Origin of the sequence: Streptomyces bluensis, assembly GCF_014650715.1 — a bacterium.
Classification (GTDB): Bacteria; Actinomycetota; Actinomycetes; order Streptomycetales; family Streptomycetaceae; genus Streptomyces; species Streptomyces bluensis.
In genome coordinates, this window is sequence record NZ_BMVM01000002.1 from 391,349 (window position 1) to 414,334 (window position 22,986).

Consider the following 22,986-nt stretch of genomic DNA (forward strand, 5'->3'; position numbering starts at 1 on the left):
ACGAGACCCGGCCGTCAGCTACTCAGAGCACCGTCACACGCCCGCGGGCTCCGGCTCGTCCGCGGTCGGCGTCGGCTGGGTGGGCTCGCCGGACTTCTTCGCCCGCTTGTCCGCCTTCTTCTTCGCCCGCCGCTCCTTGCGGAGTTCGATCATGGCGTAGAGCGTGGGGACGAGGAGAAGCGTCAGCAGCGTCGACGTGATCAGGCCGCCGATGACCACCACCGCCAGCGGCTGGGCGATGAAGCCGCCCTCGCCCGTGATGCCCATCGCCATCGGCAGGAGCGCGAAGATCGTCGCCAGGGCCGTCATGAGGATCGGGCGCAGGCGGTGGCGGCCTCCCTCAATGACCGCCTCCACGACGCCGTAACCCTGCCTGCGGTACTGGTTGATGAGGTCGATCAGGACGATCGCGTTCGTCACCACGATGCCGATGAGCATCAGCATGCCGATCATCGCGGGGACGCCCATCGGGGTACCCGTGGCGACCAGCAGTCCGAGTGCGCCCGTCGCCGCGAAGGGGATCGAGACGAGGAGGATCAGCGGCTGGATCAGGGAGCGGAAGGTGGCGACCAGGAGCATGAACACGATCGCGATCGCCGCCAGCATGGCCAGGCCCAGGTTCGTGAACGCCTCGTCCTGGTCCTGCGACACGCCGCCGATCTCGGCGGTGGCGCCCGCCGGGAGCTTCAGCGCGTTCAGCTTGGCCGTGAGGTCCGCGCTCACCGCGCCCGTGTTGTCACCCGTCGGCTTCGCCGTGATGGTGGCCGCCCGCTGACCGTCGATACGGGTCATCGAGACCGGGCCGTCGACGAGGTTCACGTCCGCGATGTCGCCCAGCTTCACCGCACCCAGACGGAGGGCCTTCAGCTCGTCCATCGTGTCCGCCGGCTTCGCCGACCTGATGACGATGTCGCGCTCCGTGTCGTCCAGGGTCGCCTTGCCGCTCGTCGTGCCGCGTACCGCCTGGGCGACGGCCGCGCCGAGGGTGGTGTTGTCGAAGCCGGCCGCGGCCGCCTTCTCGTTGGCCCGTACGGAGATCCTGGGCACGCTCTGCGCCAGGTCGCTCGTGACATCGGTGACGTCGTCGAGCTTCGCGACCTCGTCGCGGACCTCGTCGGCGGCCTTGCGCAGCACGTCGGCGTCGGCCGCCTTCACGACCACGCTGAGGTCCTGGCTGCCGAAGCCGTCCCCGGCCGCGAGCGTCGTCGTACCGATCCCGGAGAGCTTCCCGAGCCCCTCCTCGATACGGCCCTGGACGGCCTCGGCCGAGGCCGTGTCCTCCAGCATGACCGTGTACGACGCCTGGTTGGTGTCCGTACCGCCGCCGAAGGCCGCCATGAAGCCGGACGAGCCGATCGTGACCTGGTAGTCCTTGACGCCGTCGATGCCCGCGAGCATCTTCTCGACCTTCTGCGCCGCCTCGTCCGTCTCCGCCAGGCTCGTGCCCGGCTTCAACTCCTGCTTGACGTTGAGGACTTCCTGCTCGCCCTGGTCGAAGAAGTTCGTCTTCAGCAACGGCGCCATGCCGAAGGTGCCGATCAGGACCACCACCGCGATCGCCACACTCGTCAGGCGGCGGCGCGTCGCGAAGCGCAGGACCGGGACGTAGAGGCGCTGGAGCCGGCTCTTCGCCTCCTTCTCCTCCGCCTGGCGGCGGGCCTCCTCGGCGTCCTCGGGCGTGCCCTTCGGGGCGCGCAGGAACCAGTACGACAGCACCGGGACGACCGTCAGCGACACCAGGAGGGAGGCGAGGAGCGCCGCCGTCACCGTCAGCGAGAACGAGCCGAACAGCTCGCCCACCATGCCGCCGGTCAGGCCGATGGGGAGGAACACGGCGACCGTGGTCAGCGTCGAGGACGTGACCGCGCCCGCGACCTCCCGTACCGCCTTGATGATCGCTTCCTGGCGCTCCTCGCCGTACCCGAGGTGGCGCTTGATGTTCTCCAGGACCACGATCGAGTCGTCGACGACCCGGCCGATGGCGATGGTGAGCGCGCCGAGCGTGAGCATGTTCAGGGAGAGGTCGCGGGTCCACAGGACGATCAGGGCCAGGACGACGGAGAGCGGGATGCTCACCGCCGTCACCAGCGTCGAGCGGATCGACGCCAGGAAGACCAGGATGACGAGGACCGCGAAGACGAGACCCAGGGTGCCCTCGGTCGTGAGGCCGCTGATGGACTTGGCAACCGCCGGGCCCTGGTCGCTGACGACGGTGATGTCCGTGCCCGAGCCGAGGTCCTTGCGCATGCCGGGCAATGCGTCCTTGACCGCGTCCGAGATGGCGACCGCGCTGCCGTCACGGTCCATGGTGACGCTGACGGCGAGGCTCGGCTTGCCGTCGGTGCGCGTGATGGAGGTGGCGCGGGCCTCCTGCTCCTTGACGGTGGCGACGTCACCGAGGCGTACGGGCTTCGCGGCACGCGGACCGCCCTGGCCGCCCTGGCCGCCCTGACCGGTGACCATCAGGTCCTCGATCTGCTTCAGCGAGGTGTAGCCGCCGCCGACCTGGACGGTGCGGTTGGAGCCGCCCTCGTCGAACGAGCCGGCCGGCATGGTCGCACCACCGGACTGCAGGGCCTGGCCGATCGCGGCCGGCGTGAGGCCCGCCGCGGCGAGCTTCTTGTCGTCGGGAGTGACGGCGACCTGGAGGTCCCGTACGCCGTCGACCGTCACCTGGCCGACGCCGTCGATGGCCTTCAGGTCGGGTACGACGGTCCGGTCCAGCTTGTCGGCAAGGGCCTGCTGGTCCTGGCCCGAACCGGAGCTGACGGCGAGGACGACGGTCGGGATGTCGTCCGTCGAACCGGCGATGACCTGCGGGTCGACATCGTCCGGGAGCTGGACGCGAACCCGGTTCACGGCCTGCTGGACGTCGGCGACGAGCTGGTCGGTGCCGGGGCCGTAGTCGAAGGAGGCCATGATCAGGGCGTTGCCCTCGCTGGCCGTGGAGGTGACGCCCGTGATGCCGTCGACGGCTTCGAGGCTGTCCTCAAGGGGCTCGACGACCTGCTTCTCGACGACGTCGGGTGACGCGCCCTGGTACGGCGCCAGGACGGACACCATGGGCAGTTCGATGGTGGGCAGCAGCTGCTGCTTGAGCTGAGGTATCGCGATCGCCCCGAAGGCAAGCGCGATGATCGACATCAGGCCGATCAGGGCCCGTTGTGCGAGGCTGAATCGGGACAGCCAGGACATGGGTGAGGGTCTTTCTTCTGGGAGCGGCAGAAGCGAGTGAGCGAGCGCGAAGCGCACGGCGCGGGTGAAGCTCACCGGCACATGTGAAGCACAGGTGAGGACCCGCCCCTACACCATGAGCCATCCCGGGACGCCGATTCGTAGGCCCCAGGTCCATTTCCTTGATCGGCCAGTACTCCGGCCGCAGTACGCCCGGGTGGAGCTCAGTCCACCCTTGGGCGTACGAGTCCGGACTCGTACGCGATGACCACGAGCTGGGCCCGGTCGCGGGCGCCGAGCTTGGCCATGGCCCGGTTGACGTGCGTCTTCACGGTCAGTGGGCTCACTTCGAGGCGTTCGGCGATCTCGTCGTTGGAGTGGCCGCCGGCGACCTGGACGAGGACCTCGCGCTCCCGGCCGGTCAGGGAGGCGAGGCGCTCGGAGCGGGCGGGGTCGCGGCCCTCGTCCTGCGCACCGTTTCCCTGGGCGAGGAACCTGGCGATGAGCCCCTTGGTGGCGGCGGGCGACAGCAGCGCCTCGCCGCCCGCCGCGACCCGGATCGCGTTCAGCAGTTCCTCGGGTTCCGAGCCCTTGCCGAGGAAGCCGGAGGCGCCCGCCCGCAGCGACTGCACCACGTACTCGTCGACCTCGAACGTCGTCAGCATGACCACGCGGACATGGGCGAGCGCGGGGTCGGCGGTGATGAGCCGGGTGGCGGCGAGCCCGTCCGTGCCCGGCATGCGGATGTCCATCAGCACGACGTCGGCCCGTTCCGCCCGCGCGAGTTCCACGGCCTCCGCCCCGTCCGAGGCCTCCCCCACGACCTCCATGTCCGGCTCGGAGTCGACGAGCACACGGAAGGCGCTGCGCAGGAGCGCCTGGTCGTCGGCGAGCAGGACGCGGATGGTCATGTGGTGTTCCCCCGGTCGTCGGCCTGGGTCGTTCTGGGCTGGGTCGCTCTGGGCCTGGGGCGCTCTGAGCTGGGACGGTCGTACGGTCCTGCCCGCGGCGGTCACGCTGTGTCGTCAGGCCGGGCGGTACTCGTCTTGACGGGCAGGATCGCATGGACGCGGAAGCCGCCTCCGTAGCGGGGGCCCGCGGTGCAGCTGCCGCCGAGAGCGGTGACGCGTTCCCGCATGCCGATCAGCCCGTGGCCACCACCGTCACTTTCCTCGACGGGCTTGTGTTCTTCGGTGCCGTTGTCGAGCACGGTGACCTCGATGTTCGGTCCCACCCGTACGACGCTGACCTCGGCCTTCGCTTCGGGTCCGGCGTGTTTCTGGACGTTGGTGAGGGCTTCCTGGATGACGCGGTACGCGGCGAGGTCGACGGCGGCCGGGAGGGTGGTGCCGAGGTCGGAGCGGGCGACCTCGACGGGGAGGCCGGCGTTGCGGAAGGTGTCGGCGAGTTCGTCGAGCCGGTTCAGACCGGGGGCGGGCTCGGTCGGGGCCTCCGGGTCGCCGGACTGTCTCAGCAGGCCGACCGTGGCGCGGAGTTCGCCCAGCGCGGAGCGGCTGGCCTCGCGGACGTGGGCCAGGGCTTCCTTCGCCTGGTCGGGCCGCTTGTCCATGACGTGGGCGGCGACTCCGGCCTGGACGTTGACCAGGGCGATGTGGTGGGCGACGACGTCGTGCAGGTCGCGGGCGATGCGCAGACGCTCCTCGGCGACGCGGCGGCGGGCCTCCTCCTCGCGGGTGCGTTCGGCGCGTTCGGCGCGCTCCCTGATGGCGTGGACGAAGGCGCGGCGGCTGCGTACGGCGTCTCCGGCGGCGGCGGCCATGCCGGTCCAGGCGAAGATGCCGAGGTTCTCCTGTTCGTACCAGGGCAGGGGGCCGGCGAGCATGGCGGTGCCGGTCAGGACGGTCATGGTGAGCAGGCCGACGCGCCAGGTGGTGGGGCGGTCGGTGGTGGAGGCGACCGTGTAGAGGGCGATCACGGCGGACATCGCGACCGGGGCGCGGGGCTCGCCGGTCGTGAGCGCGACAACGGAGAGGGCGACGGTGACCGCCAGTACGGTCCTGGGGGCGCGGCGGCGCAGGACGAGGGCGACCGCGCTCAGCGTCATCAGGGTGACGCCGAGGGCGTCCGGGGTGCGGGCACCCCATTTCGCGCCGCGCTCGGCGTTCGGGTCGACGAACGAACCGGCCAGCATGCAGACCAGCACGGCGGTCGCCAGCGCCGCGTCCAGCGCCAGGGGGTGCGCCTTCAGCCAGTGGCGGGCGCGGAGGAGGGTGCTCACGCCTTCACACGGTACGGGGGCCCTGCCGGGGGCGGAACGGGTGTCGGCGGTACCCGGTGCTGGGGCACCCTCGTGGGGGCTTCGCCCCCAGACCCTCTCGGGGGGTGGGCAGTGGCTGAGGTTGGTGAGTCGTCCGGGGCTGAGGGGGACATACATCGGCCTGAACGGCCTCGTCCTCGAACGCCGGACGGGCTGGAAGGCGCTGGACCGGGCTCAAAGGGGAGCCGGGACGCAACCCCGCAATGAGGTCGGGGCACAGCCCCGAAGCCGGGGCCAGGTCGGAGCCCCGACCGAGGCGGGTTCGGGCAGAGCCCGGGGTGCGGGCCGGGGCCGAGCCCCCGAAAAGGGGGACCGGGGCGGAGGCGACCCGGGGCCAGGGGGCGCCCCCCTGGTGGGGCGAAGGGGCGGAGCCCCTGGGTTGGGACGGGTAGGGGCGGCGGCGGGGGCGGAGGATCAGACCGTCGCGCGGGTGGCGCCGCGGTCAGCCCGGGATCAAACCCTCCTCGTGCAGGAACTCGCGGACCTTCTCAAGGCTCGCGTCCGGAGACGGGAGGATGAGTTCGGAGGGCTCCAGGGCGTCATCCGGCAGAGGCGTGCCCAGTTCGCGGACCTTGTCCAGAAGGGCGTGGAGAGTGCGCCGGAACCCCGGACCGTCGCCGCTCTCCACCTCCACCAGCAGTTCCTCGTCGAGCTTGTTCAGTTCGGTGAGGTGGCTGTCGTCCAGCCTCACCTGCCCCTCCCCCATGATCCGTACGATCATGTCGCCCTCCTCAGGCGTGGGACGCGGACCGTCAGCCGGTCACTGCTTGTCGAAACGCGGAGTCTCCGGGGTGTCCTGCTGGGACTGTGTGGACTGTGTACGGGAGGCGTTCCCCGTGCCCGTACCGCCCTCGATCGCCTGCTGCTGCGAGGACGAGCCGCCCGCCAGTTCCGCCTTCATGCGTTGCAGCTCCAGCTCCACATCCGTACCACCGGAGAGCCGGTCCAGCTCGGCCTGGATGTCGTCCTTGGCCATGCCGGAGGAGTCGTCCAGGGCACCCGAGGCGAGCAGTTCGTCGATGGCGCCCGCTCGTGCCTGGAGCTGGGCCGTCTTGTCCTCGGCCCGCTGGATGGCCATGCCGACGTCGCCCATCTCCTCGGAGATGCCGGAGAAGGCCTCGCCGATCCGGGTCTGCGCCTGGGCCGCCGTGTACGTCGCCTTGATGGTCTCCTTCTTGGTGCGGAAGGCGTCCACCTTCGCCTGGAGGCGCTGGGCCGCGAGGGTGAGCTTCTCCTCCTCGCCCTGCAACGTCTGGTGCTGTGTCTCCAGGTCCGTCACCTGCTGCTGGAGCGCGGCACGGCGCGACAGCGCCTCACGGGCCAGGTCCTCCCGGCCCAGCGCGAGCGCCTTGCGGCCCTGGTCCTCCAGCTTGGACGACTGGGACTGGAGCTGGTTCAGCTGCAGTTCCAGGCGCTTGCGCGAGGTCGCCACGTCGGCGACTCCGCGACGCACCTTCTGGAGCAGCTCCAGCTGCTTCTGATACGAGTAATCGAGGGTCTCGCGCGGGTCCTCGGCCCGGTCAAGGGCCTTGTTCGCCTTCGCGCGGAAGATCATCCCCATACGCTTCATGACACCGCTCATGGGCTTCGCGCGCCCCCTTCTGACGGACTCCAGCTCCAGCGACTACAACAGATCCCACGGTACGGGGTCTGCATCCATTACCGCACTGTTCGGGGACGGATGCGCTCATCCCCAAGGACGACTGCGTACGGCACTGCTCCGGCGTAGGGAGTAGGTGTCTCCCGGGGTTGTGTACGGGAGTAGGTCCCCGAATTCCTCAGGCTCCCTCGGAGCGGGCCACCGCCGGCCTTCCTTTTCAGGCCACTCTGTCCCCATTACTTGACGAGCGGTGTTGCCGGATCGTTCCCCGCCCGGCTGCGGTCCATGCCAGGGAACCCCGTACCCTTGGGTTTTGTGTTCCGTAGCCGTGCCAAGAGCGAGAAGGACCGTGCGGCCGACAAGGCGCCGGTGACCGACTCCCCCCAGACCCGTGACCCGCAGGCCCCCAAGGGCCGCCCCACGCCCAAGCGCAGTGAGGCCCAGGCCCAGCGCCGCAGCGTCGCCAACACGCCGACGACGCGCAAGGAGGCCTCCAAGCGCGCTCGGGACGAGCGCCGGGCCGCGCTGGAGAAGCAGCGCCAGGCGCTGGCAGGTGGTGACGAGCGCTACCTGCCCGTCCGTGACAAGGGCCCGGTGCGGAAGTTCGCGCGTGACTTCGTGGACTCGCGGTTCTCCATCGCCGAGTTCTTCCTGCCGCTGGCCGTGATCATCCTCGTGCTGAGCATGGTGCGGGTGGCGTCGCTGCAGAACATCGCGCTGCTGCTGTGGCTCTTCGTGATCGTGCTGATCGTGGTCGACTCGATCTGGATCGGCTTCCGGCTGAGGAAGCAGCTGACCGAGCGTTTCCCCGACCAGAACAGGCGCGGAGCCGTCGCCTACGCCCTGATGCGTACCCTCCAGATGCGTCGCCTCCGGCTGCCGAAGCCGCAGGTCAAGCGCGGAGAGCGGCCCTGAGCACGACGTCTTTCTCCGAGGACGCGGCTCAGACCCGGCACAGCGGGCCGGGCGGGCTGCGTGATGTCGTACGGCAGGAGCTGGTGGCCCGGCAGCTCGACGAGCAGATGACCGAGCGGTTCCCCGTCGGGCAGCGGCTGCGGGTCCTGGACGTCGGCATGGGCCAGGGCACCCAGGCGCTGCGGCTGGCCCGGGCCGGTCACAAGGTGACCGGTGTCGAGCAGGACGCGACGATGCTCGCCCTGGCCCGGGAGGCCCTCGCCGCCGAGCCCGAGGGGATACGCAGCCGCGTCCGGCTGGTCGAGAGCGACGGCCGGGACACGGGCGTGCACTTCCTGCCGGGCAGCTTCGACGTGGTGCTGTGTCACGGGGTGCTGATGTACGTCGAGAACCCGGACGCGCTGCTGGCGGGCCTGGCCCGGATGCTGGCGCCCGGGGGGCTTATCTCGCTCCTCGTACGGAACGGGGACGCGCTCGCCATGCGGCCGGGACTGGCCGGGGACTGGGCGACGGCGCTGGCCTCCTTCGACACCACCGCCTCCACGAATCGACTGGGTGTCGACGTCCGCGCCGACCGTCTGAACGCCCTCACGTCGGCCCTCGCGGGCATCGGCGCCCCGCTCCACACCTGGTACGGCGTCCGGATCTTCACGGACCTCGCGTCGGACGACGCCCCTGTCCCTCAGAACCCCGAGAACATGGCCGCGCTGCTGGCGGCGGAGGAACGGGCCGGGCGGACGGATCCGTACCGCGGGGTCGCGGCTCTGCTGCACCTGTGCGGGGTGCGGGGTTAGGGCGCCTTCGATGGCTCAGGGCCCTGGCCCCAAGGCAAGGCCCGCACCCCGCACCGGCGGAACGGCCCGCAGAACGGCCCGCGGCGGAGCTACTCCGCGTGCAGGTTCATCGGCCCGTAGACCTGCGTCGTGTCCTCGAACAGCCGGACCTGGTCCGCGCCCCCCTCGCGCAGGGTCTTCCAGTGCTCACCGATCCAGGACTCGGCATCCCCCTGCGTGGTGAAGTCGTCGGGCTGCACCGCGGGCTGGACCTCCGCCCCGTCGGCCTTCTCGAACCGCCACGTCCATGCCGCCATGTGAGCCTCCATAGGAATCCACCCGGTACCGATACACAGTACCGAGCAAGATCCGGTTCCGGCCCGGAGTATCTTCGACTGGTGTGGCGGCCCTGAGCCTGGTCGGACGCACAAGACCTGCGGGCACCGCGAACGACACGGGAAAATCGGGGCCGTGGAACTGACACTGCTCGGCACCGGCGCCCCTGAGGGCCTCCCCCGCCCCGACTGCCCCTGCGCGGCCTGCGCGCACTCGCTGGGTGCCGACGCGCGCGCGGCGACCGCGCTGCTGGTCGACGGCACGCTGCTGCTCGACCTGACGCCCGGCGCCGCCCTCGCCGCGGCCCGCTCCGGGCACACGCTGGCCGGCGTACGGCAGGTGCTGCTCTCCCATCCGCACGGCGGGCCCGCGGTCGAGGTCCCGGCGGGGCTGCCGCAGCCCGGACGGGTGCCGGACGGAAGGGAGTTGGCGCTGCTGACCGGGCATCGGGTGCGGGCGGTGGCGATGGACACGCCGGGAACGGGGTACGCGGTGACGGGACCGGACGGGCAGCGGCTGCTGTACCTGCCGCCGGGCGCCGCGCCCGCGGGGATCGAGGGGCAGTCCGCCGAGTCGTACGACATGGTCCTCGCCGATGTCGCGGGACGGCCGGACGCGCTGGCGCGGCTGCGGGCGGTGGGGGCCCTCGGGCCGGCGACCGACGTGGTCGCCGTGCACCTCGACCACGATGTGCCGCCCGGCGCCGAACTCGGCCGGCGACTGGCGGCGGCCGGGGCACGGGCCGTGCCGGACGGTACGACGCTGACCGTGGGCGTGTACCAGGACGTACCGGAGGTGCCCCGGCGCACCCTCGTGCTGGGCGGGGCACGGTCCGGGAAGTCGGTGGAGGCCGAGCGGCGCCTGGAGTCCTTCCCTGACGTGCTGTACGTGGCGACCGGCGGGACGCGGAACGAGGACAGCGAGTGGGCGGCCCGTGTGTCCGCCCACCGTGAGCGGCGGCCCGGCTCGTGGCACACCGTCGAGACCTGCGACCTGGTGCCCCTGCTGAAGGACGACGGTCCGCCCCTGCTGATCGACTGTCTGTCGCTGTGGCTGACCGACGCGATGGACTCCGTCGACGCCTGGGACGACGCCGAGTGGGCCGGCGGGGGCGAACGGGCGCTGCGGGCGCGGGTGCGGGAACTGACCGAGGCCGTCCGCGAGACCCGCCGCACGGTCGTCGCGGTGTCGAACGAGGTGGGCTCGGGGATCGTCCCCGCGACGGCGTCGGGGCGCCGCTACCGGGACGAACTCGGGCGTCTGAACGCGGCGTTCGCAGGCGAGTGCGAGCATGTGCTGCTGGTGGTGGCGGGGCAGGCGCTGCCGCTACGTGGTTGATGTCGCGGGGCTGCCGGCCGGCCGGCGCGCGATGATCCGGTACGCGTTGGAGAAACGGGTACGGCTCAGCAGCGGGGCGAGCCCGATGTCCAGGGCCGCGGCCGAGGCCAGGAGGGGCGCGCAGGCCCGGGTCAGCGCCGTACGGGCGCGCAGGCGGGCCAGCACCAGACAGAGGGCGCCGGTCAGGTCGTACGGGATGTGCGGGGCGCGCCGGTCCGTGGCGACGACCTCGCAGCCCTGCGCCTGGAGTTCCCGCACCAGGTTCCGCCGTGGCATCAGGTGCAGATGGCGCGGCTGGTCGTACGCCACCCACCAGGTGCCGAGCAGCGTGCCGAACGCGCAGGCGGGGTCGGGGACTTCGACGAGGAGATGGCCGCCGGGGCGGAGCACGTCGAGGGCGGCGCGGAGTTCCGCGCGCGGGTCGGGGCTGTGCTCCAGGTGGTGGACCATGCTGACCACGTCGTAGCGTCCGCGCAGCCGGCCGGTGATCTCCGGGTCGGCGAGCAGACCCTGGTGGGCCTCCTCGATCCGCCCGGCGGCACGGGCCCGCTGGACACGCGGTGTGGCGTCGAGCCCGTCGAAGGAGGTGTACGCGTGCACCTCCTTCGCGATCTCCGGGAACTGCCCGTGACCGGTGCCGACGTCGAGCCAGCTCTCGGGCTCGGCGTACGGGAGCATCGCGCGGGCGGCGGCCCGGTGGCGCCGCCGGATGCCGCGGGCGCCGAGGACGCGTTCGACGGAGGGGTCGGGGCGCCCGCGGGTGTCCCTGGCGGCCAGTGCCTCCTCGGTGAGCCGCGGGTTCTGGAAGGTGTGGCCGCAGTCCCGGCACTCGTCGACCGCGAACGTGCCCGGGGTGCGCCGCCCAGGATCGGGGGTACGGACGCGGGTGCGCAGTCGCCGCGCACCGCACCAGGGGCAGTCGTCGCGGCGCGGTTCGTGGAACGGCGCGTGGAACGGCTCGTGGAACGACATCGCGGCTCCTGCCTCGTCGAGCAGATTTGTGACATTCCAGAACAAAGGGAACGTAGGGGATCACCATCCCTGGTGCAATGACGTGGCGTTGATGTGGCGCCGCCGTGTTCGAGCGCTGCCGGTACTGTTCGGCGAATGAGCTCGCTTAATCTCGACGACTTCACCGATCTGATCGAGCGCCCCGACGGCGGGGTGCGCCGCGATGCCGAGGCGCGGCGGGAGCGGCAGATCGTGCCGCCGGGCGCGCTGGGGCGCCTCGACGACCTGGGCGAGTGGCTGGCGGCGGCGCAGGCCTCCGTGCCGGTGCGGCCGGTCACCCGGCCGCGTGTGGTGCTGTTCGCGGGTGACCACGGCGTCGCCGGGCTCGGCGTCTCCTCGCGGCCCGCGGGCTCGGCGCACGAGCTGGTGCGGGCGGTGCTCGACGGCGGCAGCCCGGTGTCGGTGCTGGCCCGGCGGCTCGACGTGCCCGTACGCGTGGTGGACATGGCGCTGGACTGCGCCCCGGAGGAGCTGCCGGACGAGGTCGTACGGCACCGGGTGCGGCGCGGGTCCGGGCGGATCGACGTCGAGGACGCGCTGACCCTTCAGGAGGCGGAGGCGGCGTTCCTGGCGGGGGTCGCGGTCGCGGACGAGGAGGCCGACTCGGGTACGGATCTGGTGGTCCTCGGGGATGTGAGCGTCGGGGGGACCACCGCGGCGGCGGTGCTGGTGGCGGCGCTGTGTGGCACGGACGCGTCCGTCGTCACCGGGCGGGGCGGGGTGCCGATCGACGACCTGGCGTGGATGCGGAAGTGCGCGGCCGTGCGGGACGCCCTGCGGCGGGCCCGGCCGGTGCTCGGGGACCAGTTGCAGTTGTTGGCGACGGTGGGCGGCGCCGACCTGGCCGCGATGACGGGCTTCCTGCTCCAGAGCGCCGTACGCAAGACCCCGGTGATCCTGGACGGCGTCGTCTCGGCCGCGTGCGCCCTCGTCGGCCAGCGGGTCGCCTTCCGGGCGCCGGACTGGTGGCTGGCCGGACACAACAGCGGTGAGCCGGCCCAGGCGAAGGCCCTCGACCGCATGGCCATCGAGCCGCTCCTCGACCACGGCGTGCGCGTCGGGGAGGGCGCGGGCGCGCTCCTGGCCCTGCCGCTGGTCCAGGCGGCGGCCGCCCTGGTGGCGGAGCTGCCGGAGAAGCAGCCGGAGCCGGAGGAACAGCCGGAGCCGGAGAAGCAGGAGAATTCGCCCGCGGCCGGCTGATCCGACGGCCGCCGCCGACCTACCATCGCGTTGAGCGGACCGGGTACGAGGTCCGTCACCGCCCGCGAGAGCGGGATCACTCCGGTCCCGCTCAACTTGCCCCCGCGCCGTTCGGTCTTCGCACACGGCAGGCAGCAAGGGCGGGCCGGACGGCGACGGAGGACGGGCGCATGAGAGTCGGCGCGGCGGATGAGGGCCGGCGGATGAGTACGCGGTCGAGCGACCGCGACAGCGCCCTCGTGCGGCTGGTCCGGGCCGAGTGGGGGCGGCTGTACGACACCGTGTGCCCGGTGGTGGCGCGCGAGCGCTTCAGGGCCGTGCCGCTGGCTCTCGCCTCGGTGGGCCTCAGCGCGCTCCTGCACTTCGTGCACGGCCGGTCGTGGGGGTACGGGTTCGTTCAGGACGTCGGTGCCGTACGCGCCGACGATCCCCTCTGGCTCGCCCTGCTGCGCACGCCGCTCTCCCTCTTCGTACCGGCCCTGGACCTGCCGGTGTGGGGCGGACTCCTGCAGATCCTGGTCGTGTTCGGGATCGCGGAGATCACCCTGGGCCGTCGGCGGACACTCGCCGTCGCGTACGTCGCCACGCTGGCAGGCACGCTGTACGCGTGCGTGGGCGTCGCCCTCGGCCCGGACATGTTCTTCGGGCTGCCCGCGTCGGACGGGCGGATCGTGGACACCGGGCCGTCGGCCGCCGCGGTCGGGCTCGCCGTGTTCGTGGGCTGCCGCTACCGGGCGTACGTCACGACGGCCGCGGTGGTCGTGGCGATGGTCGTCGAGCTGCTGCTGAAGGACAACCTCGCGGGCAGGGAGCACCTGGCGGCGATCGCGGCGGTGCTGGTGCTGTGCGCGGTCTCGAAGTGGCGTCAGCGGCGGTCGGCGGTGTGCACGGACGCTTCGGTCGGGCCGTCGGGCGCGCCGCCGATCCAGTCCTGAACCCTGCGGCTCAGCCCCGCCCAGCGGCGGTCGTGGTGGAAGGCGCGCAGCTGGGATCTGGCGCGGGCACGCGGGCGGCGGCGGTAGAAGCGCCTGGCCCACGGCGAGTCGGGGCGGGCCAGCCGGATCGCCCCGATCACCGCGATGAAGGGGACGATCACGCCGAAGAGCGCGACGCGGGCCTTGCCCTTGCTGAGGGAGAGCAACGCGAAGAGGAAGTTCAGGCTGACGCTGAGGATCGCCGAGCCGCGGTCCGCCAGTTCCTGCCGGCCCACGTCGTTGACGCCGAACGGCAGGAAGCCGCAGAGCACCAGGCCGACGAGAGCCGCCGTCATCACGACCATCTCGACGCTCTTGCGGCCCTGTTCGGTCCAGTACACGTCGTGGAGGTGCAGGATCAGCGCGAACTCGTCCAGCACCAGGCCCACGCCCACCCCGAACAGCACCGCGCACAGGGCGGGGCCGACCCCTTGCCGCCCGCTCGCCACCGCGCCGAAGCCGCCGGCCACCATCAGCAGGACCCCGGGGACCACGTGGTGGATGTGCACACCGCCGGAGTCGATGTTGCGGAACGGCCCCTTGCCCGCGCGGATCATGCGGGTGACGACCCGGGTGATCACGAACGTCAGCACGAAGGCGGTGAGGGCGAGCAGGAGGGGGAGTTTGCCCGGCTCGATGATGTTCCGGTACCACCAATGACCCATATGCGCACTTTAGTCACGATTTCTGCCGCCACCCGCTCCATGGCCCGCCGACGGTGGCCCCGAAGCCGCCGGATACCCTGCGCCGATGTCCACGCCGGTGTCCACGCCCTCCGTCCCCGACGGCCTGCGCTTCGCCTTCGGCACCCTGACCGTGCTGCCCGTCACCGTGACCCGCTGGGACCGTGACGCCGCACGCGCCGGGATGCTGTGCGCGCCGGTCGCCGGTCTGGTCGTCGGGCTCCTCTCCGCCGCACTCGGACTGCTGCCGCTCCTGCTCGGCGCGGGCCCCCTGCTCGCGGCCGTCGCCACCACCGCCGTGTCCGCCGTCCTGACCCGGGGCCTGCATCTCGACGGCCTCGCCGACACGGCCGACGGGCTCGGCAGCGGCAAACCCGCCGAGGACGCGCTGCGGATCATGAAGCAGTCGGACATCGGTCCGTTCGGCGTCCTCACCCTGGTCTTCGTACTCCTCGCCCAAGTCGCCGCACTGGCCGAGGCGTACGGGCAGTCCTGGGCCCGGGGCGCCCTCGCCGCCGTCGTCGCGGCGACCACGGCCCGGCTCGCCCTGACCCTGGCCGCGCGCACGGGCGTGCCGCCGGCCCGGCCCGAGGGGCTGGGCGCGGCGGTGGCGGGCACGGTGCCCGCACGGTACGCGGCTCTCGTGGCGGGCCTGGTGGTGTGCGCCGCGGCCGGGGTGAGCACGCTCCTCGGGCCGTACGACGCCGCCCTCGGTACGGCCCTCCCGGTCGTCCTCGCGGTCGCCCTCGCCTGTGCCGCCGCCGAGGCGCTGCTGCGGCACTGCACGCGCCGCTTCGGCGGGGTGACGGGTGATGTGTTCGGCGCGCTGGCGGAGACGGCGGCGACGGCGACGCTGGTCGTGCTCTCGTTCGGATGACTCCGGAAGACTCCTGCTGACTTGCCCGGAAGGCTCCGGATGACTTGGGATGACGTGGACGGCGGCTCTCAGCAGGCTCGCCGCCACACCCCCAGCTCGTACTTCTTGAGCATCGAGCTCAGCCGCAGCCGCCGGGCCTCGGGGCAGAAGCTGTCGGTGCCGAGTTCGTACTCGACGTGGAAGACCGCCTTGTCCGCCTCGATGAAGGGCGTCATCTCGTCGCACTCCCGGTACTGGGCGCACTGTTCGTTGACCGCGAAGTCGAAGTCGTCGACCAGCCGCGGGATCTGGGCGAGGTCGTTCTTCAGGCCCACGGCCAGGCCGCGTTCGTGGGCGAGGCGGGCGATGAGCCGGTTGTAGCGGAGCTGGTCGGCGGCCGTCAGGCGGAAGCCCGTGCGGTTCTGGTAACCGTCCATGTTGTCCGGCTCCACCGCGTCGAAGCCCTTCTCCGCGCACATGTCGAGGCGGGCGGCCATGAGGGGTTCCAGGACGTCGGTGCGGCGGATGTCGAGCCAGCGCTCGCCCTCCCAGCCGTTGCCGCGGCCGAGGACGGACTCGGGGAACTCGTCCGCGTCCGGACGGAACTCCTCCCAGGCGCCGGTCGACAGGTAGCAGATGACCTTGCGGCCGTCGCGGTGGAGTCCGGCGACCGTGCCGGACGAGTGGTCGAAGCCGTCGATGTCGTAGACGGGCACGTCGACGGAGGTGTCCAGGCGCCCGCTGAGCTGCCACTGCCAGGCGGTGCCGGGGCGGGGCCGCCAGCGGTCGGCACCGGCCTCCGGCTTGTCGTCGGGGGCGGTCGTGCAGGCAGTGAGCAGCAGAAGCAGGGCGCACAGGACGAGCGGACGTTTCACCGGTTGGGCTCCAAGGGGGACGAAGCGGTACGAAGGGGTACGTACGTGGGGCGGTGTGCCCCAAAGATGATCTCCCGGGGTTACCGGTGCCGGGCACGGCGGTAGTCCGGGCCATGGGGATCCCCCTACGGGGAAGCCATGGGGATCTCCCTGTGCGGGTGGGGCCGGGAGTTCGTGGAGGCTGGAGCCACGAGCACGAACAGCCGGACCGCAGGCCCCGGCAAGCGGCCCGGAAGGTCCGGGGAGTACGCGACCGGCCCCCGCGTCCCAGGTCCGACGGGCCGCACAGGGCTAGGCTCGTCCCCGGCACTCCCGGTCCGGCCGTGGGCGCCGCGCGCCACGGATCCCCGGCCGCCCGGGGCTGCCGCGCACCGCGGTTCCCCCGGCCGGTCGGGGTTGCTGCACACCGCGGATCAGGGCCTGTTCTGAGTTCCCCGTCGTCCGCGCGAAGCGCGGGCGCAGCGGCGGTCGGTGCGTGCGATCGGCGTGCGGTGTCGCAGGTCATGTGGCGGAGCCACCTGTCCTGCGGCGCCGCGCGGCGAGCGTGCGTGCCGGGCGTCGGGGCGCAGGCGGGGAACTCAGAACAGGCCCTAGGGGCCTGTGCCGAGAGTGGCGTCGTCCGCCCGAAGGGCGCGCCCCTCCCGACACCGGCCCTAGGGTCGCCCACAGGGCCGGTCGACCCATCCGTTCGGCCACTGACACTTAACCGGAAGCGAGATTTCACCACCGTGACTGCTCTCACTCTCAGCACCGCCACCGCGCCCGGCATCCGCGCCGACGCGATCGTGGTCGGTGTCGCGAAGGGCTCCGCATCGGGGTCCGGGGACCTGGTCGTCGCGCCGGGCGCCGAGGCCGTGGACAAGGCGTACGACGGCAAGCTGGCGGGCGTCCTCCAGACCCTGGGCGCCTCGGGTACCGAGGGCGAGGTGACGAAGCTGCCCGCGCCGTCCGGCTTCAAGGCGCCGCTCGTGGTCGCGGTGGGCCTGGGAGCCGAGCCCAAGAAGGACACGTCGTTCGAGGCCGAGGCGCTGCGCCGCGCGGCCGGTGCCGCGGCCCGGGCCCTGGCCGGTTCGAAGAAGGCCGCGTTCGCGCTGCCGATCACGGACGCCGGCGATGTCGCCGCGGTCGGCGAGGGCGCGCTGCTCGGCGCGTACTCCTTCGACACGTACAAGGGCAACTCCGGCAACGGCGGCTCCGCCAAGGGCAGTTCCACCAAGGGCAACTCCGCCAAGGCGAAGAACGGCAAGGCTCCTCTCGCCGAGGTCACCCTGCTCGGCGCCAAGAGCCGCGACCGTGCCCACAAGGCCGCCGCGGAGCGGGCCACCGCCGTGACCGAGGAGCTGAACCGCGCCCGCGACCTGATCAACACCCCGCCGAACGACCTCAACCCGGAGGCGTTCGCCGCCGTCGCGCAGGCCGCGGCCAAGGAGCACGGCATCAAGGTGCAGGTGCTCGACGAGAAGGCGTTGGAGAAGGGCGGCTACGGCGGCATCCTCGGCGTGGGCGCCGGGTCGGCGTCGGCACCCCGTCTGGTGAAGCTGTCGTACACCTCCGCCAAGGCGAAGAAGCACCTCGCGTTCATCGGCAAGGGCATCACGTACGACTCGGGCGGCATCTCGCTGAAGCCCGCCGGGCACAACGAGACGATGAAGTGCGACATGAGCGGCGCCGCCGCCGTGTTCGCCGCGGTCGTCGCCGCCGCGCGCCTCGGCCTTGAGGTCAACGTCACCGGCTGGCTCGCCCTCGCCGAGAACATGCCGTCCGGCTCCGCGACCCGCCCGGGTGACGTGCTGCGCATGTACAGCGGCAAGACCGTCGAGGTCCTCAACACCGACGCCGAGGGCCGCCTCGTGCTGGCCGACGCGATCGCGAAGGCCTCCGAGGACAAGCCGGACGCGATCATCGACGTGGCCACGCTGACGGGCGCGATGATGCTGGCGCTCGGCAACCGCACGTTCGGGATCATGGCGAACGACGACGCGTTCCGTTCCGCGGTGTACGAGGCCGCGGTGGAGGTCGGTGAAGGTGCCTGGCCCATGCCGCTGCCGGACCATCTGCGCAAGGGGATGGACTCCCCCACCGCCGACATCGCGAACATGGGTGAGCGGTACGGGGGCGGGCTGGTCGCCGGACTGTTCCTGAAGGAGTTCGTGGGCGAGGGGATCACCTGGGCCCACCTGGACATCGCGGGGCCGGCCTTCAACGAGTCCGCGCCGTTCGGTTACACGCCGAAGGGTGGTACGGGTTCCGCTGTGCGGACTCTGGTGCGGGTTGCCGAGCTGGCGGCTTCCGGGGATCTGGGCTGACGTTTCTTGGGCGGCGGGGCTTTCGTGCAGGCTCCGTCGCCCACTAGCTCGGTCCTTTTTGTCTTTGGGCGACTGCGGGTCGTGTGTGGCTGGTCGCGCAGTTCCCCGCGCCCCTTGAGGGGCGCCCCCGTACGTGTGGTGTCTCACACCGCGGCCCCGCGTCCCGGACGCCACCGACAAGTGCGAAGATGGGGCACGGCAGGACAGGGCCCCACCGAAGGGCCGAAGCAAAAAGAGCGGCCGGACACCAGTCGACCGCCCGGTCACCCCCCGAATGGGACCCCTTGTCCCTACGGGGTGACCGGCGCACGGCGCACATGCATGGAGGACGTGACGTGGCGAACGACGCCAGCACCGTTTTCGACCTAGTGATCCTCGGCGGTGGTAGCGGTGGTTACGCCGCGGCCCTGCGCGGGGCGCAGCTGGGCCTGGACGTCGCCCTGATCGAGAAGGACAAGGTCGGCGGTACCTGCCTGCACCGGGGATGCATCCCCACCAAGGCCCTGCTGCACGCGGGCGAGATCGCCGACCAGGCCCGCGAGAGCGAGCAGTTCGGCGTGAAGGCCACGTTCGAGGGCATCGACGTCCCGGCGGTCCACAAGTACAAGGACGAGGTCATCTCGGGCCTGTACAAGGGTCTCCAGGGGCTCGTCGCCTCGCGCAAGGTGACCTACATCGAGGGTGAGGGGCGTCTGTCCTCCCCGACCTCGGTGGACGTCAACGGCCGGCGCGTCCAGGGCCGTCACATCCTCCTCGCGACCGGCTCGGTGCCGAAGTCGCTGCCGGGCCTGGAGATCGACGGCAACCGCATCATCTCCTCGGACCACGCCCTCGTCCTGGACCGTGTGCCGAAGTCCGCGATCGTCCTCGGCGGCGGCGTCATCGGTGTCGAGTTCGCCTCCGCGTGGAAGTCCTTCGGCTCGGACATCACGATCATCGAGGGTATGAAGCACCTCGTCCCGGTCGAGGACGAGAACAGCTCGAAGCTTCTTGAGCGCGCGTTCCGCAAGCGCGGCATCAAGTTCAACCTGGGCACCTTCTTCCAGAAGGCCGAGTACACGGCGGACGGTGTCAAGGTCACGCTCGCCGACGGCAAGGAGTTCGAGGCGGAGATCCTCCTCGTCGCCGTCGGCCGCGGCCCGGTCTCGCAGGGCCTGGGCTACGAGGAGGCCGGGGTCGCCATGGACCGCGGTTACGTCCTCGTCGACGAGTACATGCGGACGAACGTCCCGACGATCTCCGCCGTCGGTGACCTGGTCCCGACGCTCCAGCTCGCCCACGTCGGCTTCGCCGAGGGCATCCTGGTGGCGGAGCGTCTGGCCGGTCTGAAGACCGTCCCGATCGACTACGACGGCGTGCCGCGGGTGACGTACTGCCACCCGGAGGTCGCTTCCGTGGGCATCACCGAGGCCAAGGCCAAGGAGGTCTACGGCGCGGACAAGGTCGTCGCTCTGAAGTACAACCTCGCGGGCAACGGCAAGAGCAAGATCCTCAAGACCGCGGGCGAGATCAAGCTCGTCCAGGTCAAGGACGGTGCCGTGGTCGGCGTCCACATGGTCGGCGACCGCATGGGCGAGCAGGTCGGCGAGGCCCAGCTGGTCTACAACTGGGAGGCGCTGCCGGCCGAGGTGGCCCAGCTCATCCACGCCCACCCGACGCAGAACGAGGCGCTCGGCGAGGCCCACCTGGCCCTCGCGGGCAAGCCTCTCCACTCCCACGACTGACACCTTCAGTCTTCGGGCGCGACAACCTGCGACGACACAGACTTCCGCAATTCCTAAGGAGCAACCGAAACCATGGCGGTTTCCGTAACCCTTCCGGCGCTCGGTGAGAGCGTCACCGAGGGCACTGTCACCCGCTGGCTGAAGGCCGAGGGCGAGCGCGTCGAGGCCGACGAGCCGCTGCTGGAGGTGTCCACCGACAAGGTCGACACCGAGATCCCCTCCCCCGCCGCCGGTGTGCTGGCGTCCATCAAGGTCGCCGAGGACGAGACGGTCGAGGTCGGCGCCGAGCTGGCCGTCATCGACGACGGCACGGGCGCGCCCGCTGCCGCCCCCGCTCCGGCCGCCGCCGAGGCCCCGGCCCCGGCCGCCCCCGCGGCTCCGGCCGCCGAGGCCCCCGCGGCCCCGGCTCCCGCTGCCGCCGCCGCTCCGGCCGGTGGTGCCGCCGAGGGCACCGACGTGGTCCTGCCGGCTCTGGGCGAGTCGGTCACCGAGGGCACCGTCACCCGCTGGCTCAAGGAAGTCGGCGAGACCGTGGAGGCCGACGAGCCGCTGCTGGAGGTGTCCACCGACAAGGTCGACACCGAGATCCCGGCGCCCGCCTCCGGCGTGCTGCTGGAGATCGTGGTCGGTGAGGACGAGACGGCCGAGGTCGGCGCCAAGCTGGCCGTCATCGGCGCCCCGGGTGCCGCTCCGGCCGCCGCCGCCCCCGCGGCCCCGGCCGCCCCGGCTCCGGCTCCGGCTCCGGCTCCGGCTGCCCCCGCTGCCCCGGCCCCGGCCCCCGCCGCTCCGGCGCCTGCCGCTCCTGCGGCGCCCGCCCCGGTTCCGGCCCAGGCCGCGGCTCCGGCCGCACCGGCTCCCGCGCCGGCCGCGCCCGCTCCCGCTCCCGTGACCCCGGCTCCTGCCGCTCCGGCCGCCGCCGAGGCCACCGACGAGGGCGCCTACGTGACCCCGCTGGTGCGCAAGCTCGCCGCCGAGAACGGCGTCGACCTGTCCACCGTCAAGGGCACCGGCGTCGGGGGCCGCATCCGCAAGCAGGACGTCATCGCCGCCGCCGAGGCCGCGAAGGCCGCCGCTGCCGCCCCGGCTCCGGCCGCCGCCGCCCCGGCCGTCGGCACGGCGAGGAAGACCCCCGTCCTGGAGGCCTCCCCGCTGCGTGGCCAGACCGTCAAGATGCCGCGGATCCGCAAGGTCATCGGCGACAACATGGTCAAGGCCCTGCACGAGCAGGCCCAGCTGTCCTCGGTCGTCGAGGTCGACGTGACGCGTCTGATGCGGCTGCGCGACCAGGCGAAGAACTCGTTCGCGGCCCGCGAAGGCGTGAAGCTCTCCCCGATGCCGTTCTTCGTGAAGGCGGCGGCCCAGGCGCTGAAGGCCCACCCGGCCATCAACGCCCGGATCAACGAGGCCGAGGGCACCATCACGTACTTCGACACGGAGAACGTCGGCATCGCCGTGGACTCCGAGAAGGGCCTGATGACCCCGGTCATCAAGAACGCGGGCGACCTGAACATCGCCGGTATCGCCAAGGCCACCGCCGACCTGGCGGGCAAGGTCCGGGCCAGCAAGATCACCCCGGACGAGCTCTCCGGCGCGACCTTCACCATCAGCAACACCGGCTCGCGCGGCGCGCTCTTCGACACGATCATCGTGCCGCCGAACCAGGTCGCGATCCTCGGCATCGGCGCCACGGTCAAGCGCCCCGCCGTCATCGAGACGGAGGAGGGCACGGTCATCGGCGTCCGCGACATGACGTACCTGACCCTGTCCTACGACCACCGCCTGGTGGACGGTGCCGACGCGGCCCGCTACCTGACGGCGGTCAAGGCGATCCTGGAGGCGGGCGAGTTCGAGGTGGAGCTCGGCCTGTAGCCAGTACACGCTGTCGGTGCGTCTGTCAGTGCATCTGTCAGTACGGTGCCCCGTCCGGGCTTCCCCGGGCGGGGCACCGTCGTATGCGAGGGCCACGGCGCCAGAGCCCCTGTGTAAGTCTCGTCTCACCTGCACCAAAGCGTCCCTCTGCGCCTCTCCCGCGGGGACGCACGGCCGTATTGTCTAAACGTCAAACGCCCCCGGGGCCGATGGGCGGCCCCTCGCTAAGGAGCCCCTCATGACCGCGCCCGTCGTCCACTCGCTGCGCGAACAGATCCGCGAGCACATCGTGGAGGGGATCGTGAGCGGGCGATGGAAGCCGGGTGAGCGGATCGTCGAGCGGCGGATCGCGACGGAGCTGGAGGTCAGCCAGACCCCCGTACGGGAGGCCCTGCGGGAACTGGAGTCGCTCCGGCTGATCGAGTCGGCGCCGAACAAGGGCGTACGCGTACGGAACCTGACAGCGGCCGACCTGGAGGAGAGCTACCCCGTCCGGGCCGGTCTTGAGGCCATCGCGGCCGAGCTCGCGGCGGAGAAGCTGGCCGAGGACTGCTCGGCGCTGGAGCCGCACGTCGCCGCGCTGTACGAGGCGGACCGCAGATCGGACGGCACGGGCCAGGTGCGCCACACGGTCGCCTTCCACCGGGAACTGGTGCGGGCCGCGGGCAACTCGGTCCTCCTGCACACCTGGGAGGGCCTGGGCATCGAGGTGTTCACGGCCCTGTCCATCCGCTGGCTCGGTACCGTCCAGCAGTCGTACGCCGAGGAACACGAGGAACTGGTGGCGGCGTTCCGCAGGCGTGACCCGAGGATCGCCGACATCGTGAAGGCCCACGTGCTGGGCTGCGCGCCACGTGCATAACGTGCATAAGGCATCGTGCGCCGTGCGTCGCGCCACGCGCAGGAGACCCCGTACGCACGCATGAGGCATCGCACCACGCCGTACCGCGAGCGGAGCACACGGCCGCTCATATGTGCCCTCACCTGCGAAAACTCCGGGCAGACCACGACACCCGGTGCCGCTGCCGAAGGCACCCCGTGCCGACTTTCTCGTGATCAAGAGGTTTTGCCTCT

Annotated in this window: 19 protein-coding genes; 10 read left to right on the top strand and 9 right to left on the bottom strand. The window is 71.8% G+C overall.

Annotation, left to right across the window (positions count from 1 at the left end; translation table 11 throughout):
• Nucleotides 1-33: 33 nt before the first annotated feature.
• From IE262_RS06945 to IE262_RS06965, 5 genes are all read right to left on the bottom strand, one after another.
• Nucleotides 34-3,195, bottom strand: a complete 3,162-nt coding sequence (locus IE262_RS06945; RefSeq protein ID WP_189872070.1) for an efflux RND transporter permease subunit — start codon at nucleotides 3,193-3,195, stop codon at nucleotides 34-36.
• 203 nt (nucleotides 3,196-3,398) lie between these two features.
• Nucleotides 3,399-4,085 (bottom strand): response regulator, encoded by a 687-nt coding sequence (locus IE262_RS06950; protein WP_189872072.1) that lies wholly within the window; start codon nucleotides 4,083-4,085, stop codon nucleotides 3,399-3,401.
• Nucleotides 4,086-4,186: 101 nt separating this feature from the next.
• Nucleotides 4,187-5,413, bottom strand: coding sequence for a sensor histidine kinase (locus IE262_RS06955; RefSeq protein WP_189872074.1), 1,227 nt, complete (start codon nucleotides 5,411-5,413; stop codon nucleotides 4,187-4,189).
• 481 nt (nucleotides 5,414-5,894) lie between these two features.
• Nucleotides 5,895-6,173 carry a PspA-associated protein PspAA gene (pspAA, locus tag IE262_RS06960; protein ID WP_134032310.1) on the bottom strand — a complete coding sequence of 93 codons (279 nt, stop codon included), beginning with the start codon at nucleotides 6,171-6,173 and terminating at the stop codon, nucleotides 5,895-5,897.
• Nucleotides 6,174-6,212: 39 nt separating this feature from the next.
• Nucleotides 6,213-7,034 carry a PspA/IM30 family protein gene (locus tag IE262_RS06965; protein WP_189872075.1) on the bottom strand — a complete coding sequence of 274 codons (822 nt, stop codon included), beginning with the start codon at nucleotides 7,032-7,034 and terminating at the stop codon, nucleotides 6,213-6,215.
• A gap of 303 nt (nucleotides 7,035-7,337) precedes the next feature.
• Here IE262_RS06965 and IE262_RS06970 point away from each other — a divergent pair, with 303 nt between their 5' ends.
• Both IE262_RS06970 and IE262_RS06975 read left to right on the top strand, forming a co-directional pair.
• A complete protein-coding gene (locus IE262_RS06970; protein ID WP_134032304.1) occupies nucleotides 7,338-7,967 on the top strand; it encodes a DUF3043 domain-containing protein in 630 nt (209 codons plus the stop codon).
• A gap of 83 nt (nucleotides 7,968-8,050) precedes the next feature.
• The gene (locus IE262_RS06975; RefSeq protein ID WP_189872076.1) at nucleotides 8,051-8,761 is read left to right on the top strand and encodes a class I SAM-dependent methyltransferase; all 711 of its coding nucleotides are present in this window, start codon (nucleotides 8,051-8,053) and stop codon (nucleotides 8,759-8,761) included.
• Between the two features lie 89 nt (nucleotides 8,762-8,850).
• On the opposite strand, the gene IE262_RS06980 is transcribed toward IE262_RS06975, so the two are convergent.
• The gene (locus tag IE262_RS06980) at nucleotides 8,851-9,057 is read right to left on the bottom strand and encodes a hypothetical protein (protein WP_134032298.1); all 207 of its coding nucleotides are present in this window, start codon (nucleotides 9,055-9,057) and stop codon (nucleotides 8,851-8,853) included.
• A 154-nt stretch (nucleotides 9,058-9,211) separates the two neighbouring features.
• Here IE262_RS06980 and IE262_RS06985 point away from each other — a divergent pair, with 154 nt between their 5' ends.
• Entirely contained in the window at nucleotides 9,212-10,414 is a 1,203-nt protein-coding gene (locus tag IE262_RS06985) for a bifunctional adenosylcobinamide kinase/adenosylcobinamide-phosphate guanylyltransferase (RefSeq protein ID WP_189872077.1), read from the top strand.
• Here IE262_RS06985 and IE262_RS06990 read toward each other — a convergent pair.
• Nucleotides 10,403-11,386, bottom strand: a complete 984-nt coding sequence (locus IE262_RS06990) for a class I SAM-dependent methyltransferase (protein ID WP_189872078.1) — start codon at nucleotides 11,384-11,386, stop codon at nucleotides 10,403-10,405. The genes IE262_RS06985 and IE262_RS06990 overlap by 12 nt on opposite strands.
• Before the next feature lie 135 nt (nucleotides 11,387-11,521).
• On the opposite strand from IE262_RS06990, the gene cobT reads away from it, so the two are divergent.
• Together cobT and IE262_RS07000 are read left to right on the top strand one after the other, a co-directional pair.
• On the top strand, nucleotides 11,522-12,625 hold the full coding sequence (gene cobT, locus IE262_RS06995) for a nicotinate-nucleotide--dimethylbenzimidazole phosphoribosyltransferase (protein WP_134032288.1): 1,104 nt from the start codon (nucleotides 11,522-11,524) through the stop codon (nucleotides 12,623-12,625).
• A 203-nt stretch (nucleotides 12,626-12,828) separates the two neighbouring features.
• A complete protein-coding gene (locus IE262_RS07000) occupies nucleotides 12,829-13,560 on the top strand; it encodes a hypothetical protein (protein WP_189872079.1) in 732 nt (243 codons plus the stop codon).
• On the opposite strand, the gene IE262_RS07005 is transcribed toward IE262_RS07000, so the two are convergent.
• Nucleotides 13,491-14,264, bottom strand: a complete 774-nt coding sequence (locus IE262_RS07005; protein WP_189872080.1) for a hypothetical protein — start codon at nucleotides 14,262-14,264, stop codon at nucleotides 13,491-13,493. The genes IE262_RS07000 and IE262_RS07005 overlap by 70 nt on opposite strands.
• An 85-nt stretch (nucleotides 14,265-14,349) precedes the next feature.
• Between IE262_RS07005 and IE262_RS07010 the strand changes: the two genes are divergently transcribed.
• Nucleotides 14,350-15,159 (top strand): adenosylcobinamide-GDP ribazoletransferase, encoded by an 810-nt coding sequence (locus IE262_RS07010; RefSeq protein WP_189872081.1) that lies wholly within the window; start codon nucleotides 14,350-14,352, stop codon nucleotides 15,157-15,159.
• A gap of 68 nt (nucleotides 15,160-15,227) precedes the next feature.
• Here IE262_RS07010 and IE262_RS07015 read toward each other — a convergent pair whose 3' ends face one another.
• Entirely contained in the window at nucleotides 15,228-16,013 is a 786-nt protein-coding gene (locus IE262_RS07015; protein ID WP_189872082.1) for an endo alpha-1,4 polygalactosaminidase, read from the bottom strand.
• A 728-nt stretch (nucleotides 16,014-16,741) separates the two neighbouring features.
• On the opposite strand from IE262_RS07015, the gene IE262_RS07020 reads away from it, so the two are divergent.
• The 4 genes from IE262_RS07020 (at nucleotide 16,742) to IE262_RS07035 (ending at nucleotide 22,774) form a co-directional block, all read left to right on the top strand.
• Nucleotides 16,742-18,319 carry a leucyl aminopeptidase gene (locus IE262_RS07020; RefSeq protein WP_189872083.1) on the top strand — a complete coding sequence of 526 codons (1,578 nt, stop codon included), beginning with the start codon at nucleotides 16,742-16,744 and terminating at the stop codon, nucleotides 18,317-18,319.
• Between the two features lie 335 nt (nucleotides 18,320-18,654).
• Complete coding sequence (lpdA, locus tag IE262_RS07025) at nucleotides 18,655-20,043, top strand: dihydrolipoyl dehydrogenase (protein ID WP_134032273.1); 1,389 nt, start codon at nucleotides 18,655-18,657, stop codon at nucleotides 20,041-20,043.
• A 72-nt stretch (nucleotides 20,044-20,115) separates the two neighbouring features.
• Nucleotides 20,116-21,912: a 2-oxoglutarate dehydrogenase, E2 component, dihydrolipoamide succinyltransferase gene (gene sucB / locus IE262_RS07030; protein WP_189872085.1), complete on the top strand. Its 1,797-nt coding sequence runs from the start codon at nucleotides 20,116-20,118 to the stop codon at nucleotides 21,910-21,912.
• A 238-nt stretch (nucleotides 21,913-22,150) separates the two neighbouring features.
• On the top strand, nucleotides 22,151-22,774 hold the full coding sequence (locus tag IE262_RS07035) for a GntR family transcriptional regulator (protein WP_134032267.1): 624 nt from the start codon (nucleotides 22,151-22,153) through the stop codon (nucleotides 22,772-22,774).
• Nucleotides 22,775-22,986: the final 212 nt, after the last annotated feature.